This window comes from Variovorax sp. W1I1 (assembly GCF_030815625.1).
Taxonomy (GTDB): Bacteria; Pseudomonadota; Gammaproteobacteria; order Burkholderiales; family Burkholderiaceae_C; genus Variovorax; species Variovorax paradoxus_C.
Genome location: NZ_JAUSWZ010000001.1, coordinates 4388747 through 4406212, shown reverse-complemented (window position 1 = coordinate 4406212; position 17466 = coordinate 4388747). Strand labels below are relative to the sequence as shown.

The window sequence follows — 17466 nt, the reverse complement described above, 5'->3', positions numbered from 1 at the left end:
TGTCTCCAGGTCAGGCGAAGGTGCGCACGTCGACGAAGTGGCCGTGCACGGCGGCAGCGGCGGCCATCGCGGGGCTCACGAGGTGGGTGCGGCCACCGGCGCCCTGGCGGCCTTCGAAGTTGCGGTTCGAGGTCGATGCGCAGCGCTCACCGGGTTCGAGCCGGTCGGCGTTCATCGCGAGGCACATCGAGCAGCCGGGTTCGCGCCATTCGAAGCCGGCAGCCTTGAAGATCACGTCCAGGCCTTCGCGCTCGGCCTGCTCCTTCACCACGCCGGAGCCGGGCACGACCATCGCGAGCTTCACGTTCTTGGCGACCTTCTGGCCGAGCTTCTTCACGACCGCGGCGGCTTCGCGCATGTCTTCGATGCGGCTGTTGGTGCACGAGCCGATGAACACCTTGTCGATGAAGATGTCGTTCATCGCCTTGTTCGGCTCCAGGCCCATGTAGACCAGCGCGCGCTCGATGGCGCCGCGCTTGCTGGTGTCCTTTTCCTTGTCGGGATCGGGCACGCGGCCGTTGATGTCGACCACCATCTCGGGCGAGGTGCCCCAGGTGACCTGCGGCGGGATCTGCGCGGCGTCGAGCTCGACCACGGCGTCGAAGGCCGCGCCGGGGTCGGACTGCAGCGTGCGCCAGTAGGTCGCGGCCTGGTCCCACTCCACGCCGGTGGGCGCGAGCGGTCGGCCCTTGATGTAGCTGATGGTCTTCTCGTCGACGGCCACGAGGCCTGCGCGCGCGCCGGCTTCGATCGCCATGTTGCAGACCGTCATGCGGCCTTCCATGCTCAGGTCGCGAATGGCGGAGCCCGCGAATTCGATGGTGTAGCCCGTGCCGCCGGCGGTGCCGATCTTGCCGATGATGGCCAGCACGATGTCCTTGGCCGTGCAGCCGAGGGGCAGCTTGCCTTCGACCTTCACCAGCATGTTCTTCGCCTTCTTGCCCAGCAGCGTCTGCGTGGCCATGACGTGCTCGACCTCGCTGGTGCCGATGCCGTGCGCCAGCGCGCCGAACGCACCGTGCGTGGAGGTGTGCGAGTCGCCGCAGACGACCGTCATGCCCGGCAGCGTTGCGCCCGACTCCGGGCCGATCACGTGCACGATGCCCTGGCGCTTGCTCAGGAACGGAAAGAAAGCGGCGGCGCCGAATTCGGCAATGTTCTTGTCCAGCGTGGTGACCTGCTCCTTGCTGGTCGGGTCGGCGATGCCTTCGTAGCCGCGCTCCCAGCCAGTGGTCGGCGTGTTGTGGTCGGCCGTGGCCACCACCGAGCTGATGCGCCAGAGCTTCCGGCCCGCTTCGCGCAGGCCTTCGAAGGCTTGCGGGCTGGTGACTTCGTGCACCAGGTGGCGGTCGATGTAGAGGATCGCGGTGCCGTCTTCCTCGGTGTGGACGACGTGTTCGTCCCAGATCTTGTCGTAGAGCGTGCGTGCCATGTCGGTCTCTTCTTTCGTGGGGAAATGGATTGTCTGTCTATGCGGCCCGGGCCGCGAGTTGTTCGGGGGCGTCGGCAGAATCGGCCGCCGCGTGCAGGTGGTTCACCAGCGTGCGCGCCGCCACCGGCAGCGTGGAGAAGTCGCGCGCCACGAGGCGGATTTCGCGCGCCGCCCAGGCGTCGTTGAGCGTCATGCTCACGAGCCTTCGGCCGATGCCGTTCTGCATGAGTTCGAAGGCGCGCTGCGGCATCACGCCGATGCCCAGGCCGTTTTCGATCATCCGGCACATGGCATCGAGGCCGGTGACGTGGATGCGCAGCTTGACGCTGCGCCCCGCGCCCAGCGCCGCTTCGTGCATCGCGACGTAGATCGAGCTATTGGTGTGCAGGCCGACGTGGTCGAAGTCCAGCGAGTCGATGAAGTCGACGGCGCCTTGCGACGCCAGCGCATGCCCCATGGGCACGATCAGCGCGAGGCGGTCGTGCCGGTACGACAGGCTCTGCAACTCGCCCGCGCCGCCCGCCACATGGCACACGCCGAGGTCGGCCGCGCCTTCCTGCACCGCGCGGATCACCTCGCTGCTCAGGTGCTCCTCGAGGTCGATCTTGATGGCTTCATGCGCCCGCGTGAAAACGCCCAGGTCCTCGGGCAGGAACTGCACGATGGCCGAGATGTTGGCGTGCACCCGCACATGGCCGCGCACGCCGTCCGCGTATTCGCTGAGCTCGCCTTGCATCTTCTCGAGGCTGTAGAGCACCGAGCGAGCGTGGTGCAGGAGGCTTTCGCCCGCGGGCGTGAGATCGACGCCGCGCGCATGGCGGTAGAGCAGGGTGGTGCCGAGCGTGGCCTCGAGGTCCGACAGCCTCTTGCTGATGGCCGATGCCGCGATGAATTCGCGCTCCGCTGCACGGCCGATGCTGCCCAGCTCGCACACGGCCACGAACAACTGCAACGACGTGAGGTCGATGCGGCGGGCAAAGTTGCGTTCGGAGGTGCTCATGGGGTGTGGGGCATCGCGTTTTGCGATGAGACGGCTATTTTCTTACCTATTTCCTGCTGTCACCATCGTCATCTGAGATGGCATTGCTGCCGGCCTGCGAAGAGAGGCATCTCGAACGGGCAATAAAAAAGCTGCCCGAACAGGCTGTGTAAATAGTCTGCTGGCCGCTTGAGTCGAGATGCCCCGCGATAGCGGGGCATTTTTCATTGGGCGAGCAAATGCGCGAAGGGCCTCAGCCCCGCAGCGCCTGGTGCATCCAGGCGGCGCCCTTCATGTTGAACACCCGCTTGAGGTTGTAGGCCATCACTGCCAGGCTGAACTCGGCGCGCGCTCCGCTCGTGTGCCTCATCAGCAGCCGGGCATTGCCCAGAATCAGGTGCTTGATGCTGGCGAAGGGGTGTTCCACCGTCTGGCGCCTGAGCGCCATCATCCAGGGCTGCGCGGCCAATCTGCTCGCATTGGCCTGCAATGCCTCTTCGTACAGGTGGCGCGAGACGAAGCGCTGCTTGGCCGTGGTGCACTGGGCCTTGCGCTGGCAGTCGGCGCAGTCGCTTTGCTGCGCGGCATAGATCACCATCTTGTTTTTGCGCGAGAGCTGCTTGCGTTGGAGCAACTGGCCCGCCGGGCAGGTGAAGCTGTCGCTGGTTGCGTCATAGACGAAGGCACTTGGCTGGTACAGGCTTCCATCGCCTTGGTTGTTCACCGAACGGTTGACCGCCACGTAACTGGTGATGCCTTGGGCCTGCAGCGCCGCGATCTGCTGCCCATTGGCATAGCCCGCGTCGGCCACCACCGTGCAGGGCTGCTCCAGGACCCTGCTGGCCGCCTCGGCCATGGGCTGCAACTGGCGCTGATCGCTCACCTCGCAGACCACCTCATGGGCCACGATCAGGTGGCTTTGCGTCTCCACCGCCGTTTGCAGGTTGTAGCCCGGCTGGCTGTTCAGACTGCGCATCGGACGTGCCTCGGGCTCGCCACGCACCACGGTGCTCGCGCCGCTGCGCATGAGCTGCTGCGCCTCGTTGGCAATGGCTCGGCCCTGGGCCTTCAGGCGCTTGAGGGCGGCGCGCACTTCATCTGGCGCGCCAGGGCCGCCGCCAGGCCCTTCGCCGCCTTGGTCATCGTCGCTGTCCTGGCTGTCCAGCAGCCGCAGGTAGGCGGCAATCTCCTGCGCGTTGCGCTGCGCCTGGGCCGCCAGCTCGCGCTGGCCCACCACCGCCTTGCGCGAGGCCGCCGCCTGCACCTTCGTGCCATCGATGGCCACCGTGCTGCCCCGGATCAGCCGGCTCTGGCGCGCGAACTGCACGAACGCCGCGCAGCTGGCCACCAAGGCAGCCGTGTTCTGGCGCCTGAACTCGGCGATCGTCTTGTGATCCGGTGCCAGGCGCCCCAGCAGCCACATGCACTCCACGTTGCGATGGCACTCGCGCTCCAGTGCCCGCGAGGAGCGGATCGCGCTCAGGTAGCCCCAGATGTACAGCCGCAGCAGATCGCCCGGGTCGTAGGGCGGTGTACCCAGGCGCTGCGTTTGCGCCTTGGCAAAGCCCAGTGCCTTCAAATCCAGCGCCTGCACCCAAGCGTCCACCACTCGAACCAACGCGTCCCGCCCCACCAGTTCATCGAGCATCAGAGGAAACAGCATTGCTTGCCCTCGGTGCTGCCCGTGTCGATGTCCCATTGGTCAGCCTCCAATGAAAAATGCCCCTCAGACAAACGCCTGAGGGGCATATCTCGCGGACTCAATGCAGACTATTTACACAGCCTGCGAAGGCAGCTTTTTTGAGGGGCGAGGGTTTCGCGAACCGCTCAGCGGGCCGAAATCGGCTTCACATCGCGCTTGGGCGAACCTTCGAACAACTGGCGCGGGCGGCCGATCTTGTACTCGGGGTCGCCGATCATTTCGTTCAGCTGGGCGATCCAGCCGACCGTGCGGGCCAGCGCGAAGATCGCGGTGAACAGCGGCACCGGGATGCCGATGGCGCGCTGCACGATGCCTGAGTAGAAGTCCACGTTCGGGTAGAGCTTGCGCGAGACGAAGTACTCGTCTTCGAGGGCGATCTTTTCCAGTTCCTTGGCCAGCTTGAACAGCGGGTCTTGCTCCAGGCCCAACTCGGTCAGCACTTCGTTGCAGGTTTCCTGCATCAGCTTGGCGCGCGGGTCGTAGTTCTTGTACACGCGGTGGCCGAAGCCCATGAGCTTGACGTTCGAGTTCTTGTCCTTGACCTTCTTGATGAACTCGCCGATCTTTTCCACGCCGCCTTCGCGCTGGATGTCGTACAGCATGTTGAGCGCTGCTTCGTTCGCGCCGCCGTGGGCCGGGCCCCAGAGGCAGGCCACGCCGGCCGCAATGGCTGCGAAGGGGTTGGTGCCCGACGAGCCGCACAGGCGCACGGTCGAGGTCGAGGCGTTCTGCTCGTGGTCTGCGTGCAGGATGAAAATGCGGTCGAGCGCGCGCTCGAGCACCGGGTTCACCTTGTACTCCTCGCAGGGCGTGGCGAACATCATGTGCAGGAAGTTGCCGGCGTAGCTCAGGTCGTTCTTCGGGTACATGTACGGCTGGCCGATCGTGTACTTGTAGGCCATGGCCACGAGCGTGGGCATCTTCGCGATCAGGCGGATCGCGGCGATCTCGCGGTGCTCGGGATTGTTGATGTCCGTGCTGTCGTGATAGAAGGCCGACAGCGCGCCCACCAAGCCGGTCATGATGGCCATTGGATGGGCATCACGGCGGAAGCCGCGCAGGAAGAACTGCATCTGCTCGTTCACCATCGTGTGGTTCGTCACGAGCTTGGTGAAGTTGGCCTTCTTGCCGGCGTCGGGCAGTTCACCGTACAGCAGCAGGTGGCAGGTTTCCAGGAAGTCGCAGTTGGTCGCGAGCTGCTCGATGGGGTAGCCGCGGTACAGCAGCTCGCCCTTGTCGCCATCGATGTAGGTGATGGCCGACTGGCAGGCGGCGGTCGACATGAAGCCCGGGTCATAGGTGAACATGCCGGTCTGTGCGTACAGCTTGCGGATGTCGATCACGTCGGGGCCGACGGTGCCCTTGTAGATCGGCAGTTCGACGCTGTCGCCGCCGTTGCTGAACGACAGCGTGGCCTTGGTATCGGATGCTTTCATTTCGATTTACTTTCAGAGGAGGATTCAGGACGAAGGAGAAATTGCGGGGCGCTGGGCGCCGTCGGTGCGCATCAATTGCAGCAATGCGACCACCTCGGCACCGGCCCATTCGGGCTCGGGCTCCTTCCTGCGCAGCAAAAGGTCGAGGAGGTCGTTGTCCGACAGGTCCATCAATGTCTCCATCGCTCCCGCTTGACCATTGGTCATGTGGGATTCGTGCCGCTCGAAAAAGCGGGCGATGAACAGGTCGTTTTCGAGCAGGCCGCGCCGGCAACGCCATTTCAGCTTGCTCAGCGCACGTTCGCTGAGCGGCTGCTGGAGTTCGTCGGCGGTTTGCATGGTGGTTTCTTCTTGAAGAAGGATCAGATGGCGCGACGCACCATCAATTCCTTGATCTTGCCGATGGCCTTGGTGGGGTTCAGGTTCTTCGGGCACACGTCGACGCAGTTCATGATCGTGTGGCAGCGGAACAGGCGGTACGGGTCTTCCAGGTTGTCCAGGCGCTCGGCGGTGGCTTCGTCGCGGCTGTCGGCGATGAAGCGGTAGGCCTGCAAGAGGCCTGCCGGGCCCACGAACTTGTCGGGGTTCCACCAGAAGCTCGGGCAGCTCGTGGAGCAGCTCGCGCACAGGATGCATTCGTACAGGCCGTTGAGCTCTTCGCGCTCTTCGGGCGACTGCAGGCGCTCCTTCTCAGGCGGCACGTTGTCGTTCTGCAGGTACGGCTTGATCGAGTTGTACTGCTTGAAGAACTGCGTCATGTCCACGATCAGGTCGCGAATGACGGGCAGGCCCGGCAGCGGCTTCAACACGATCGTGCCCTTGAGCGTGAGCATGTTGGTGAGGCAGGCCAGGCCGTTCTTGCCGTTGATGTTCATCGCGTCGGAGCCGCAGACGCCTTCGCGGCACGAGCGGCGGAACGACAGCGTCGGGTCCTGCGCCTTGAGCTTCATCAGGGCGTCCAGCAGCATGCGTTCGTGGCCGTCGAGTTCGATCTCGATGGTCTGCATGTAGGGCTTGGCGTCCTTGTCCGGGTCGTAGCGGTAGATCTGGAATGTGCGCTTCATCGTAGTGACCTTGTGAATGCTTTTATTGGCTGACTGTGAGCCGTGACTTAGAACGTGCGGACCTTCGGCGGAACCGAGGCCACCGTGAGCGGCTGCAGCTTGACCGGCTTGTACGAGAGGCGGTTGTCCTGGCTGTACCAGAGCGTGTGCTTCATCCAGTTGGCGTCGTCGCGGCCGAGCGGTGCGACCGGGTCGTCCGCGGGACGCTCGTAGTCTTCCACCGTGTGGGCGCCGCGGCATTCGCGGCGGGCGGCGGCCGAGACCATCGTGGCCTGCGCCACTTCGATCAGGTTGTCGACTTCCAGCGCTTCGATGCGCGCGGTGTTGAACACCTTGGACTTGTCCTTCAGGCCGATCGAATTGACGCGCTCGCGCACGGCGGCGATCTTGACCACGCCTTCGTCCATCGAGGCTTGCTTGCGGAACACCGCGGCGTGCTGCTGCATGACGGCGCGGATTTCGCCGGCCACGTCCTGCGCGTATTCGCCGGTGGTGGTCGATTCGAGGCGGTTCAGGCGCTCCAGCGTGCGGTCGGCCGCATCCTTCGGGAGTTCCTTGTGTTCCTTCAGCTTGTCGTTGAACTCGACGATGTGGTTGCCGGCCGCGCGGCCGAACACCAAGAGGTCGAGCAGCGAGTTCGTGCCCAGGCGGTTCGCGCCGTGCACGCTCACGCAGGAGCATTCGCCCACCGCGTAGAGGCCGTTCACCACGGCGCTATTGTCCTCGCCCTTCTGGATGACGACCTGGCCGTTGATGTTGGTCGGGATGCCGCCCATCTGGTAGTGGATGGTCGGCACGACGGGAATCGGTTCCTTCGTGATGTCGACGTTGGCGAAGTTGACGCCGATCTCGTACACCGAAGGCAGGCGCTTGTGGATGGTGTCGGCGCCCAGGTGGTCGAGCTTGAGCAGCACGTAGTCCTTGTTGGGACCGCAGCCTCGGCCTTCCTTGATTTCCTGGTCCATCGAGCGCGAGACGAAGTCGCGCGGTGCCAGGTCCTTCAGCGTGGGCGCATAGCGCTCCATGAAGCGTTCGCCGTTGCTGTTCAGCAGGATGGCGCCTTCGCCGCGGCAGCCTTCGGTCAGCAGCACGCCCGCGCCGGCCACGCCGGTCGGGTGGAACTGCCAGAACTCCATGTCCTGCAGCGGAATGCCCGAGCGCGCCGCCATGCCCAAACCGTCGCCGGTGTTGATGAAGGCATTGGTCGAGGCCTGAAAGATGCGGCCCGCGCCGCCGGTGGCCAGCAGCACGGTCTTGGCCTGCAGGATGTGCAGGTCGCCGGTTTCCATTTCGAGCGCGGTCACGCCGACCACATCGCCTTCGTCGTCACGGATGAGGTCCAGCGCCATCCATTCGACGAAGAACTGGGTGCGCGCCTCGACGTTCTTTTGATAGAGCGTGTGCAGCATCGCGTGGCCGGTGCGGTCGGCCGCGGCGCAGGCGCGCTGCACGGGCTTCTCGCCGTAGTTGGCCGTGTGGCCGCCGAACGGGCGCTGGTAGATCGTGCCGTCGGGGTTGCGGTCGAAGGGCATGCCGAAGTGCTCGAGCTCGTACACGACCTTCGGCGCTTCGCGGCACATGAACTCGATCGCGTCCTGGTCGCCGAGCCAGTCGGAGCCCTTGATCGTGTCGTAGAAGTGGTAGTGCCAGTTGTCCTCGCTCATGTTGCCGAGCGATGCGCCCACGCCGCCTTGCGCGGCGACGGTGTGCGAACGCGTGGGGAACACCTTGGAAAGCACGGCTACGTTGAGGCCGGCGCGTGCCAGTTGCAGCGAGGCGCGCATGCCGGAGCCGCCGGCGCCGACGATCACGACGTCGAACTTGCGCTTGGTGATTTGTTCTTTTGTATAGGTCATGGTGGGGATGTCAGGTCAGATCTTCCAAAGCACTTGAATGGCCCAACCCGCACAACCGACAAGCCAGACGATGGTGAAAATTTGCAGCACAAGACGGATGCCGACGGGCTGGACATAGTCCATCCACACGTCGCGCATGCCGACCCACACGTGATAGAGCAGGGAGACGATCACGGAGAAGGTCAGCACCTTCATCCACTGCGCGGCGAAGATGCCGGCCCAGAGGTCGTAGCCGATGGGGCCGCGCGTGAAGATCATCTGCGCGAGCAGGATGACCGTGAAGAGCGCCATCAGGCCGCCCGTGATGCGCTGGCTGAGCCAGTCGCGCAAACCGTAATGAGCGCCGACGACGATGCGCTTGGAGCCGTAATTCACAGACATGGGTGGCTCCTTCTCAGTACAGGCCGAACAGCTTGGCGCCCAGCGCCAGCGTGAGGATGATGCTCGCGCCCAGCGTGAAGAGCGCGGAGGTGTGACCGAATTCCTTGGTCACGGCGGCGTGGCTCACGTCCATCCAAAGGTGGCGCAGGCCCGCGATGAAGTGGTGCAGGTAGGCCCAGATCAGCGCGAGCGCGACGAGCTTGAAAAACCATCCCGGAACGAAACCAAGGCCGCTGTTGAATGCGGCCTTGAATTTGGCGAACGAATAGTCCGAAGAGAGCGAGGTGTCGAACATCCAGATGATGAACGGCAGCAACAGGAACATCAGCACGCCGCTGACGCGGTGCAGGATCGACACGATGCCGGCCGGCGGGAGCCGGTAGGTCGTGAGATCGGTGAACGCATTGATGTTTCGGAATTCGCGACGCGGTGGCCGGGGGGGAGATGCAAGCTCTGTCATTGAGGGGCTTTCGTGGCTTGTTGGTGGCTTGTTCTGAGAGCGAACGCTTTTGTTTCTCTTCTGCGGAAATGCAAACAACGCAAAATTCTATTGCAATGCACCATTGCGTATCGGACGCGTTCGAGTCGGCGCACCGCAGCAGTCGGATGCTATTGACTTCGTAGCGTGTTGTGCACGCAGTGCGGGCGCTTCGAGGCGGTCGGTTCGGTGGTCCATGTCGATGCGTCGTCAGCCGAGCTGGTTGCGATAGTGGTGCGTGTCGGTGCGATAGAGGCCTCGGCGCAGCTCCATCGGCATGTCGTGATACGTGTGCGCCACGCGTTCGACGCTCAGCAACGGCATCTGCGACGTCACCGCGAGCAGCGCAGCTTGCTCCGCATCGGGCAGCACCGCACGGATTTTTTCTTCGGCGCGCACCATGCGCACGCCGAACTCGGTTTCGAAGAGCGCATACATCGGGCCGGGCCATGCGCGCAGGCGCTCGGCCGTGAGCCCCTTGAAGGGCGCGCCGGGCAGCCAGAGGTCTTCCAGGATGGTCGGCACGCTCGCATAGGCGAGCACGCGGCGCACCTGCAGCACGGCGTCGCCGGTGCGAAGGCCGAGCGCGCGCGCCACGTCGGCCGACGCGCGCAGGCGTTTGCAGTCGACGATCGTGCGTTCGGCGGGGCCTTCGATGTTCGGGTCGCCCGCATCGGGCACCAGCTTGAGGAAGCGGTACTGCACATGCTGCTCGGCATGCGTGGCGACGAAGGTGCCCTTGCCCTGGCGCCGCACCACCAGGTTTTCAGCCGAGAGTTCGTCGATGGCCTTGCGCACCGTGCCCTGGCTCACGCGATAGCGCACGGCCAGGTCCATTTCGCTCGGAATGGGTTCGCCCGGCTTCCACTCGCCCGCCTGCAGGCTCTGCAGGATCAATGTCTTGATCTGCTGGTAGAGCGGGCTGAAGGACGGCGTAGACGGCGTAGGGGGCTCGTCGAGGGCGGTGGGGGTGTTCATGGCAGCGGTGGGGTGCGCCTTGGCGTCGCCCCCGAGGATATCTTATATAAGACATAAGACGAGGCTCATTGAATCGGCTTAAAATGCGGGCCGGTCTCGCGCCGCGGGACACTGTTTCCCCCGTCGGACCTTGGCGCCCCACGAGAGCGCCGACCCCGTTTCACCACCTTCTGGAGTCTTCCCATGAGCAAAAAGCCTGTCCGCGTTGCCGTTACCGGTGCCGCCGGTCAAATCGGTTACGCCCTGTTGTTCCGTATCGCTTCCGGCGAAATGCTCGGCAAAGACCAGCCGGTCATCCTGCAACTGCTTGAAATCCCCGACGAGAAGGCCCAGAAGGCGCTCAAGGGCGTGATGATGGAACTGGACGACTGCGCCTTCCCGCTGCTGGCCGGCATGGAAGCCCACGGCGACCCGATGACCGCCTTCAAGGATGCCGACTACGCCCTGCTCGTCGGTTCGCGTCCCCGCGGCCCCGGCATGGAACGTGCCGAACTGCTGGCCGTTAACGGCGCCATCTTCACGGCACAGGGCAAGGCGCTGAACGCCGTTGCCAGCCGCAATGTCAAGGTGCTTGTGGTCGGCAACCCGGCCAACACCAACGCCTACATCGCCATGAAGAGCGCACCCGACCTGCCGCGCAAGAACTTCACCGCCATGCTGCGCCTGGACCACAACCGCGCCGCCAGCCAGATCGCCGCCAAGACCGGCAAGGCCGTGGCCGACATCGAGAAGCTCACCGTCTGGGGCAACCACTCGCCCACGATGTACGCCGACTACCGCTTCGCCACCATCAACGGCGAAAGCGTCGCCAAGATGATCAACGACCAGGAATGGAACGCCAACACCTTCCTTCCGACCGTCGGCAAGCGCGGCGCGGCCATCATCGAAGCACGCGGCCTGTCGTCGGCTGCTTCTGCCGCCAACGCCGCCATCGACCACATGCGCGACTGGGCCCTGGGCACCAACGGCAAGTGGGTCACGATGGGCATCCCGTCGGACGGCCAGTACGGCATTCCGAAGGACGTGATGTTCGGCTTCCCCGTCACCTGCGAAAACGGTGAGTACAAGCTGGTCGAAGGCCTGGAAATCGATGCATTCAGCCAGGAACGCATCAACAAGACCCTCGAAGAGCTCGAAGGCGAACGCGCTGGCGTCGCCCACCTGCTGTAAGCCAAGTAAAGCTGACCGCATGCTCGACTGGAACCCCGCGCTCTACCGTCGCTACGAAGACGAGCGCACCCGACCCGCACAGGAACTCCTGGCGCGGGTGCCATTGGCCGAAGCCGACCGCGTGGTCGACCTCGGCTGCGGGCCGGGCAACTCCACCGAACTGCTGGTCAACCGGTTCCCGAAGGCAGAAGCCCTCGGGACCGACAACTCCGAGGCCATGCTGGTCAGCGCTCGCGAGCGCCTGCCCAGTGCGCGCTTCGAGTTGAGCGACATCGCGACCTGGGCGCCGCAAGACAAAGCGCCCGACCTCATTTATGCCAATGCGTCCCTGCAATGGGTGCCGGATCACGAAACGCTGATCCCCCGCCTGTTCGACGCGCTGGCCCCGGGCGGCGTGCTCGCCGTCCAGATGCCCGACAACCGCCAGGAGCCCACGCACCGCCTGATGCGCTCGCTGGCTGCCGAAGCGCCCTGGGCCGAGCCCATCGGCGATGCCGACCGGCTGCGCACCAAGCTGCTGCCGCTCGGCGGTTATTACGACCTCTTGGCGCCGCATGCGGCCAACGTCGATGTCTGGCACACGATCTATCAGCACCGCATGGCCGACGCGGCTTCCATCGTCGAATGGGTGCGCGGCACGGGCCTGAAGCCCTTCGTCGACCGGCTGCCGCCCGACCTGCAAGCCAGCTACCTCGCCGAATACGAACGCCGTGTGAACGAGGCCTATCCGGCGCGCACCGACGGCAAGCGGCTGCTCGCGTTTCCGCGCATGTTCATCGTGGCGCAGAAGAAGGCATGACCAACGCCGTTCACCCAGGTGAAGTGCTGCTCGGCGCGCAAGCCGGCGCCGTGACCTTGCCCGTGTGCGACCACTACAGCGGCGTCGAAGCGCGCATGAAGAAGAGCCTCGCGCTCCAGGCCGAGATGGCCGAGGAATTCGGCGCCTGCGTGTTCGATGTCACCCTCGATTGCGAAGACGGCGCCCCGGTGGGCGGCGAGGCCGAGCATGCCGCGCTCGTCACCGAGCTGGCGCTGGCCGCCAAGCCCGGCATGCGTGTCGGCGTGCGCGTGCACCCGGTCGATCACCCGGCCTTCGCGGGCGACGTGATCACCATCGCCGGCCGTGCCGGCCAGCGCCTGAGCCACTTGATGGTGCCCAAGGTCGAATCGGTTACCGACGTGTTGCAGGCCGTGGCCGCGCTCGAAGCGGCCGATGCCGACGCGCTGCCGCTGCACGTGCTGATCGAGTCGCCTCTGGCGGTGCACAACGCCTTCGAAATTGCAGCGCATCCGCGCGTGCAGTCGCTCAGTTTCGGCCTGATGGATTTCGTGTCGGCGCATGCCGGCGCCATTCCCGCCGACGGCATGGGCGCTGCCGGGCAGTTCACGCATCCGTTGGTGGTGCGTGCCAAGCTGGCCATCGCCTCGGCGGCGCACGCCTACGGCAAGGTGCCTTCGCACTGCGTCGTGACCGAGTTCAACGACACCGACGCGATGCGCGTCGCGGCCCGCAAGGCGGCCACCGAATTCGGCTACACGCGCATGTGGAGCATCCATCCGAACCAGATCCGCCCCATCCTCGAGGCCTTCGCGCCCGACGAGGCGCAGATCCAGGTTGCTACACAAATCATTGCAAAAGCCGCAGCCGCCGATTGGGCGCCGACACAAATTGATGGCACATTGCACGACCGCGCGAGCTACCGCCACTTCTGGCAGGTTCTGACGCGCGCCCACGCAACAGGGCGCGCGTTGCCCTCCGAGGCGAAAGCCTGGTTTGCATTCGCGGCCTCCTGAAACGAAACCTTCGAACCCAGCCTCAAGGAAACCCACACATGAAGAAAATTGCCCTGATCGCCGCACTGGCCCTGGCTCTGCCGTTCGGTGCCATGGCACAAAGCGCGGCGCCTGCCAAGCCGGCCGCGAAGTCCACCGAAGCAAAGAAGAAGGCCCCGCCCAAGCGCCAAGTGACCCGCAAGGCCGCCAAGGCTGTCGAGGAAGTCACGCCGATCGCCGACGAAACGAATGTCGTGCTGACCGACGCCGACCTGGAAGTCGCCAAGCGCGTGTCCACCGGCAAGGCCCAGTGCGAACTCGGCGCTGACGTCACCGTCACCGAAGACGAGAAGAAGCCCGGCTTCTTCAACGTGACCACCAAGGGCCTGAAGTACCGCATGCACCCGGTCGAAAGCCGCACCGGCGCCATCCGCCTCGAAGACCCGCGTGCCGGCGCCATGTGGCTCCAGCTGGGCAACAAGTCGATGCTGATGAACCAGAAGGCTGGCCTGCGCATCGCCGACGAGTGCCAGACGGCCGCCCAGGTCGCCTTTGCCGAAGAGATGAAGAAGAACCCGCCGAAGAGCCTTTTTGAAGGCGCCGACCCGGCCAAGAAGTAAGAGTCCTCACGGGATGCGGCGCGGCTCTTGCTTGCCGCGCTGCACACCCGCCAGTCAGTTTCCGGAGAAAAGAAGATGTTGCAAGCCTACGTTGACCATGTTGCCGAACGCGCCGCGCTCGGTATCCCGCCGCTGCCCCTGAGCGCGAAGCAGACCTCTGAAGCGATCGAGCTCCTCAAGAGCGCGAACGAAAAGGACGGCGCCTTCCTGCTGGACCTGCTCACCTATCGCGTGCCTGCCGGCGTGGACGATGCGGCGAAGGTCAAGGCGAGCTACCTCGCCGCCGTGGCGCATGGCACCGAGAAGAGCGAGTTTCTTTCGCGCGCCCGTGCCACCGAACTGCTCGGCACCATGCTCGGCGGCTACAACATCAGCCCGATGATCGACCTGCTGGACGACGCCGAAGTCGGCGCCGTGGCGGCCGAAGGTCTGAAGAAAACCCTGTTGATGTTCGACCAGTTCCACGACGTCAAGGAAAAGGCCGACAAGGGCAACGCCAACGCCAAGGGCGTGCTCCAAAGCTGGGCCGATGCCGAGTGGTTCACCAGCCGCCCCGAAGTGCCCGAGAGCATCACCGTCAGCATCTTCAAGGTGGCTGGCGAAATCAACACCGACGACCTGTCGCCCGCACCCGACGCCACCACGCGTCCCGACATCCCGATGCACGCGCTTGCGATGCACAAGAACGCACGCCCCGGCATCGTCCCCGAAGAAGACGGCAAGCGCGGCCCGGTGAAGTTCATCGAAGACCTGCGCGCGCGCGGCCACCTCGTGGCTTATGCCGGCGACGTGGTCGGCACGGGTTCGTCGCGCAAGAGCGCCACCAACTCGGTGCTGTGGTTCACCGGCGAAGACATTCCGTTCGTGCCCAACAAGCGCTTCGGCGGCGTCTGCCTCGGCGGCAAGATCGCGCCGATCTTCTACAACACCATGGAAGACTCGGGCGCACTGCCCATCGAGCTCGATGTGGCGCAGATGAACATGGGCGACGTGGTCGAGCTGCGTCCCTACGAAGGCAAGGCGCTGAAGGACGGCAAGGTCATCGCCGAATTCCAGGTCAAGAGCGAGGTGCTGTTCGACGAAGTGCGCGCCGGCGGCCGCATTCCGCTGATCATCGGCCGCGGCCTGACGGCCAAGGCGCGCGAAGCGCTGGGCCTGCCGGTCTCCACGCTGTTCCGCCTGCCGACCAGCCCGGTCGACACCAAGAAGGGCTACTCGCTCGCGCAGAAGATGGTCGGCCGCGCCTGCGGTCTGCCCGAAGGCACGGGCGTTCGCCCGGGCACGTACTGCGAACCCAAGATGACCTCGGTCGGCTCGCAGGACACCACCGGCCCGATGACGCGCGACGAGCTGAAGGACCTGGCTTGCCTCGGCTTCTCGGCCGACCTCGTGATGCAGTCGTTCTGCCACACGGCGGCGTACCCGAAGAAGGTCGACGTCAAGATGCACCACGAACTGCCCGACTTCATGGCCAACCGCGGCGGCGTCTCGCTGCGTCCGGGCGATGGCGTGATCCATTCCTGGCTCAACCGCCTGCTGACCCCCGACACCGTGGGCACGGGCGGCGACAGCCACACCCGTTTCCCCATCGGCATCAGCTTCCCCGCAGGCTCCGGCCTCGTGGCCTTCGCGGCTGCCACCGGCGTGATGCCACTGGACATGCCTGAATCGGTGCTCGTGCGCTTCAAGGGCAAGATGCAGCCGGGCGTCACGTTGCGTGACCTGGTCAACGCGATTCCGCTGTACGCCATCAAGTCGGGCCTGTTGACCGTGGCCAAGCAAGGCAAGAAGAACATCTTCTCGGGCCGCATCCTGGAAATCGAAGGCCTGCCCGACCTGAAGGTGGAGCAAGCCTTCGAGCTGAGCGACGCCTCGGCCGAACGCTCGGCCGCCGGTTGCACGGTGCACCTGAACAAGGAACCGATCCAGGAGTACATCAACAGCAACATCACGCTGATGAAGTGGATGATTGCCGAAGGCTATGCCGACGCCCGCACACTGGCGCGCCGCATCGCCGCGCAGGAAGCCTGGCTGAAGGATCCGCAACTGCTCCAGGGCGATGCCGACGCCGACTACGCCGCCGTCATCGAGATCGACCTGGCCGAGATCCACGAACCCATCGTGGCCTGCCCGAACGATCCGGACGACGTGAAGACGCTGAGCGACGTGGCCGGTGCCGTGATCGACGAAGTGTTCATCGGTTCGTGCATGACCAACATCGGCCACTTCCGCGCCGCATCGAAGCTGCTCGAAGGCAAGCGCGACATCCCGGTCAAGCTGTGGATCGCGCCGCCGACCAAGATGGATGCGCAGCAGCTTACCGAAGAAGGCCACTACGGTGTGTTCGGCAATGCTGGCGCCCGCACCGAAATGCCGGGCTGCTCGCTGTGCATGGGCAACCAGGCGCAGGTGCGCGAAGGCGCGACGGTGATGTCGACCAGCACCCGCAACTTCCCCAACCGCCTGGGCAAGAACACGAACGTGTACCTCGGCTCGGCCGAACTGGCCGCGATCTGCTCGCGGCTGGGCCGCATCCCGACGCGCGAGGAATACATGGCCGCAACCGGCGTGCTCGATGCATCGAGCAGCCAGATCTACCAATACCTGAACTTCGACAAGATCGAGGACTACAAGGTGGCGGAGACGGCGGCAGCCTGATCTTCATCCCGCAGGCCCATTGAAAAAGCCCCGTCTCGACGGGGCTTTTTCTTGGGTGCTGCGCCTGGCTCAACCTGGCAGGTTCGGCTGTAGGTATTCCTGGCCCTTGAGCACCATCGTCGCGCCGGCAGGGCCACCCACCGCGTGCGGCAGCGAGGTCAGCAGCGAACTGGCGAAATCGCCGCGGTACATCTTGGCGCCCTGGTGGCTCAGGTTGGAGTTCGCGTCGATGTAGATCGACTCGCCCAATCCCGACCACAGGCGGCAGAAGCCGTAGTCTTCCGACAGGTAGCGGCGCGTCTCGGGGTCGACCATCACGTCGAAAAAGCGGTAGTGCAGGCCCTGGTCGGTTTCGCCGATGCTGTCGGGCACGTAGTTCAGGTCGGGATAGCTTGCGATGAGGCGCTCGAACACGGCGCGCTTGATCACCATGAAGCCGGTCGGCGCCTCGGTCATCTTCATGAAGCCGTCGGGCTGCACCTCGAGCTCGACCTGCGAGGTGAGCTCGGACGCCTTTGCGTTGACCGTGTAGCGGGTGAAGGTGGCTTCGAACTGCTGCTGCGTCGTGCCTGCCGGAACACCTTCGGCGGGCCAGTTCTCGCGCTTGAGCGGATAGACGCCGGCCGCGATGTCGTAGCCCGACAGCAGCAGCCGGAACGCGGCTTGCGCCGAGAAACCGATGTCGGCGTCGATCCAGAACAGGTGCGTCCAGTTCGGATTGGCCAGGAACTGGGCCACGCAGTTGTTTCGCGCGCGTGTGACCAGGCTCTCGCCCTGGTGGAACAGCACCTGCATGCGCATGCCGGCGCGTTCGGACTCGATCGCGAAGTTCAGCAGCGAGGTCACATAGTTCTGGAAGAACTTGCCGTCATGGCTGGGTGACACGACCACCGGGAAAAACTGCCGAAGCTCGGAAGGATCAAGCATGGAAAAGGTGTT

At 64.8% G+C, this 17466-nt stretch carries 16 protein-coding genes; 5 read left to right on the top strand and 11 right to left on the bottom strand.

What is annotated here, in order from left to right:
• Positions 1-10 precede the first annotated feature (10 nt).
• The 10 genes from leuC to QFZ83_RS20690 all read right to left on the bottom strand — a co-directional run bounded on the left by leuC (position 11) and on the right by QFZ83_RS20690 (position 10306).
• Positions 11-1432, bottom strand: coding sequence for a 3-isopropylmalate dehydratase large subunit (gene leuC / locus QFZ83_RS20735; RefSeq protein WP_307509631.1), 1422 nt, complete (start codon positions 1430-1432; stop codon positions 11-13).
• 37 nt (positions 1433-1469) lie between these two features.
• Positions 1470-2432: a LysR substrate-binding domain-containing protein gene (locus QFZ83_RS20730; protein ID WP_307509628.1), complete on the bottom strand. Its 963-nt coding sequence runs from the start codon at positions 2430-2432 to the stop codon at positions 1470-1472.
• A gap of 232 nt (positions 2433-2664) precedes the next feature.
• The gene (locus QFZ83_RS20725; RefSeq protein ID WP_307503597.1) at positions 2665-4110 is read right to left on the bottom strand and encodes an IS1182 family transposase; all 1446 of its coding nucleotides are present in this window, start codon (positions 4108-4110) and stop codon (positions 2665-2667) included.
• Positions 4111-4238: 128 nt separating this feature from the next.
• Positions 4239-5549, bottom strand: a complete 1311-nt coding sequence (gene gltA / locus QFZ83_RS20720) for a citrate synthase (RefSeq protein WP_306879734.1) — start codon at positions 5547-5549, stop codon at positions 4239-4241.
• 24 nt (positions 5550-5573) lie between these two features.
• Entirely contained in the window at positions 5574-5888 is a 315-nt protein-coding gene (locus tag QFZ83_RS20715) for a succinate dehydrogenase assembly factor 2 (protein WP_013540022.1), read from the bottom strand.
• Positions 5889-5911: 23 nt separating this feature from the next.
• Positions 5912-6613 (bottom strand): succinate dehydrogenase iron-sulfur subunit, encoded by a 702-nt coding sequence (locus QFZ83_RS20710; protein ID WP_013540023.1) that lies wholly within the window; start codon positions 6611-6613, stop codon positions 5912-5914.
• A 47-nt stretch (positions 6614-6660) separates the two neighbouring features.
• Positions 6661-8469, bottom strand: a complete 1809-nt coding sequence (sdhA, locus tag QFZ83_RS20705; RefSeq protein WP_013540024.1) for a succinate dehydrogenase flavoprotein subunit — start codon at positions 8467-8469, stop codon at positions 6661-6663.
• A gap of 15 nt (positions 8470-8484) precedes the next feature.
• The gene (gene sdhD / locus QFZ83_RS20700; RefSeq protein WP_013540025.1) at positions 8485-8850 is read right to left on the bottom strand and encodes a succinate dehydrogenase, hydrophobic membrane anchor protein; all 366 of its coding nucleotides are present in this window, start codon (positions 8848-8850) and stop codon (positions 8485-8487) included.
• Between the two features lie 13 nt (positions 8851-8863).
• Positions 8864-9310, bottom strand: coding sequence for a succinate dehydrogenase, cytochrome b556 subunit (gene sdhC / locus QFZ83_RS20695; RefSeq protein WP_307509624.1), 447 nt, complete (start codon positions 9308-9310; stop codon positions 8864-8866).
• A gap of 228 nt (positions 9311-9538) precedes the next feature.
• The gene (locus tag QFZ83_RS20690; protein WP_306879727.1) at positions 9539-10306 is read right to left on the bottom strand and encodes a GntR family transcriptional regulator; all 768 of its coding nucleotides are present in this window, start codon (positions 10304-10306) and stop codon (positions 9539-9541) included.
• Positions 10307-10489: 183 nt separating this feature from the next.
• Here QFZ83_RS20690 and QFZ83_RS20685 point away from each other — a divergent pair, with 183 nt between their 5' ends.
• From QFZ83_RS20685 to QFZ83_RS20665, 5 genes are all read left to right on the top strand, one after another.
• A complete protein-coding gene (locus tag QFZ83_RS20685) occupies positions 10490-11476 on the top strand; it encodes a malate dehydrogenase (RefSeq protein ID WP_042578072.1) in 987 nt (328 codons plus the stop codon).
• Between the two features lie 19 nt (positions 11477-11495).
• Positions 11496-12275 (top strand): trans-aconitate 2-methyltransferase, encoded by a 780-nt coding sequence (gene tam / locus QFZ83_RS20680; protein ID WP_307509623.1) that lies wholly within the window; start codon positions 11496-11498, stop codon positions 12273-12275.
• Complete coding sequence (locus QFZ83_RS20675) at positions 12272-13270, top strand: CoA ester lyase (RefSeq protein ID WP_307509619.1); 999 nt, start codon at positions 12272-12274, stop codon at positions 13268-13270. Before tam ends, QFZ83_RS20675 begins: the two co-directional genes overlap by 4 nt.
• A 38-nt stretch (positions 13271-13308) precedes the next feature.
• Positions 13309-13869: a hypothetical protein gene (locus QFZ83_RS20670; protein WP_013540031.1), complete on the top strand. Its 561-nt coding sequence runs from the start codon at positions 13309-13311 to the stop codon at positions 13867-13869.
• Between the two features lie 75 nt (positions 13870-13944).
• Positions 13945-16527, top strand: a complete 2583-nt coding sequence (locus tag QFZ83_RS20665) for a bifunctional aconitate hydratase 2/2-methylisocitrate dehydratase (protein ID WP_307509617.1) — start codon at positions 13945-13947, stop codon at positions 16525-16527.
• A gap of 69 nt (positions 16528-16596) precedes the next feature.
• Here the strand turns inward: QFZ83_RS20665 and QFZ83_RS20660 are convergent, their stop codons facing one another.
• Positions 16597-17454, bottom strand: a complete 858-nt coding sequence (locus QFZ83_RS20660) for a hypothetical protein (protein WP_307509616.1) — start codon at positions 17452-17454, stop codon at positions 16597-16599.
• Between the last annotated feature and the right edge of the window lie 12 nt (positions 17455-17466).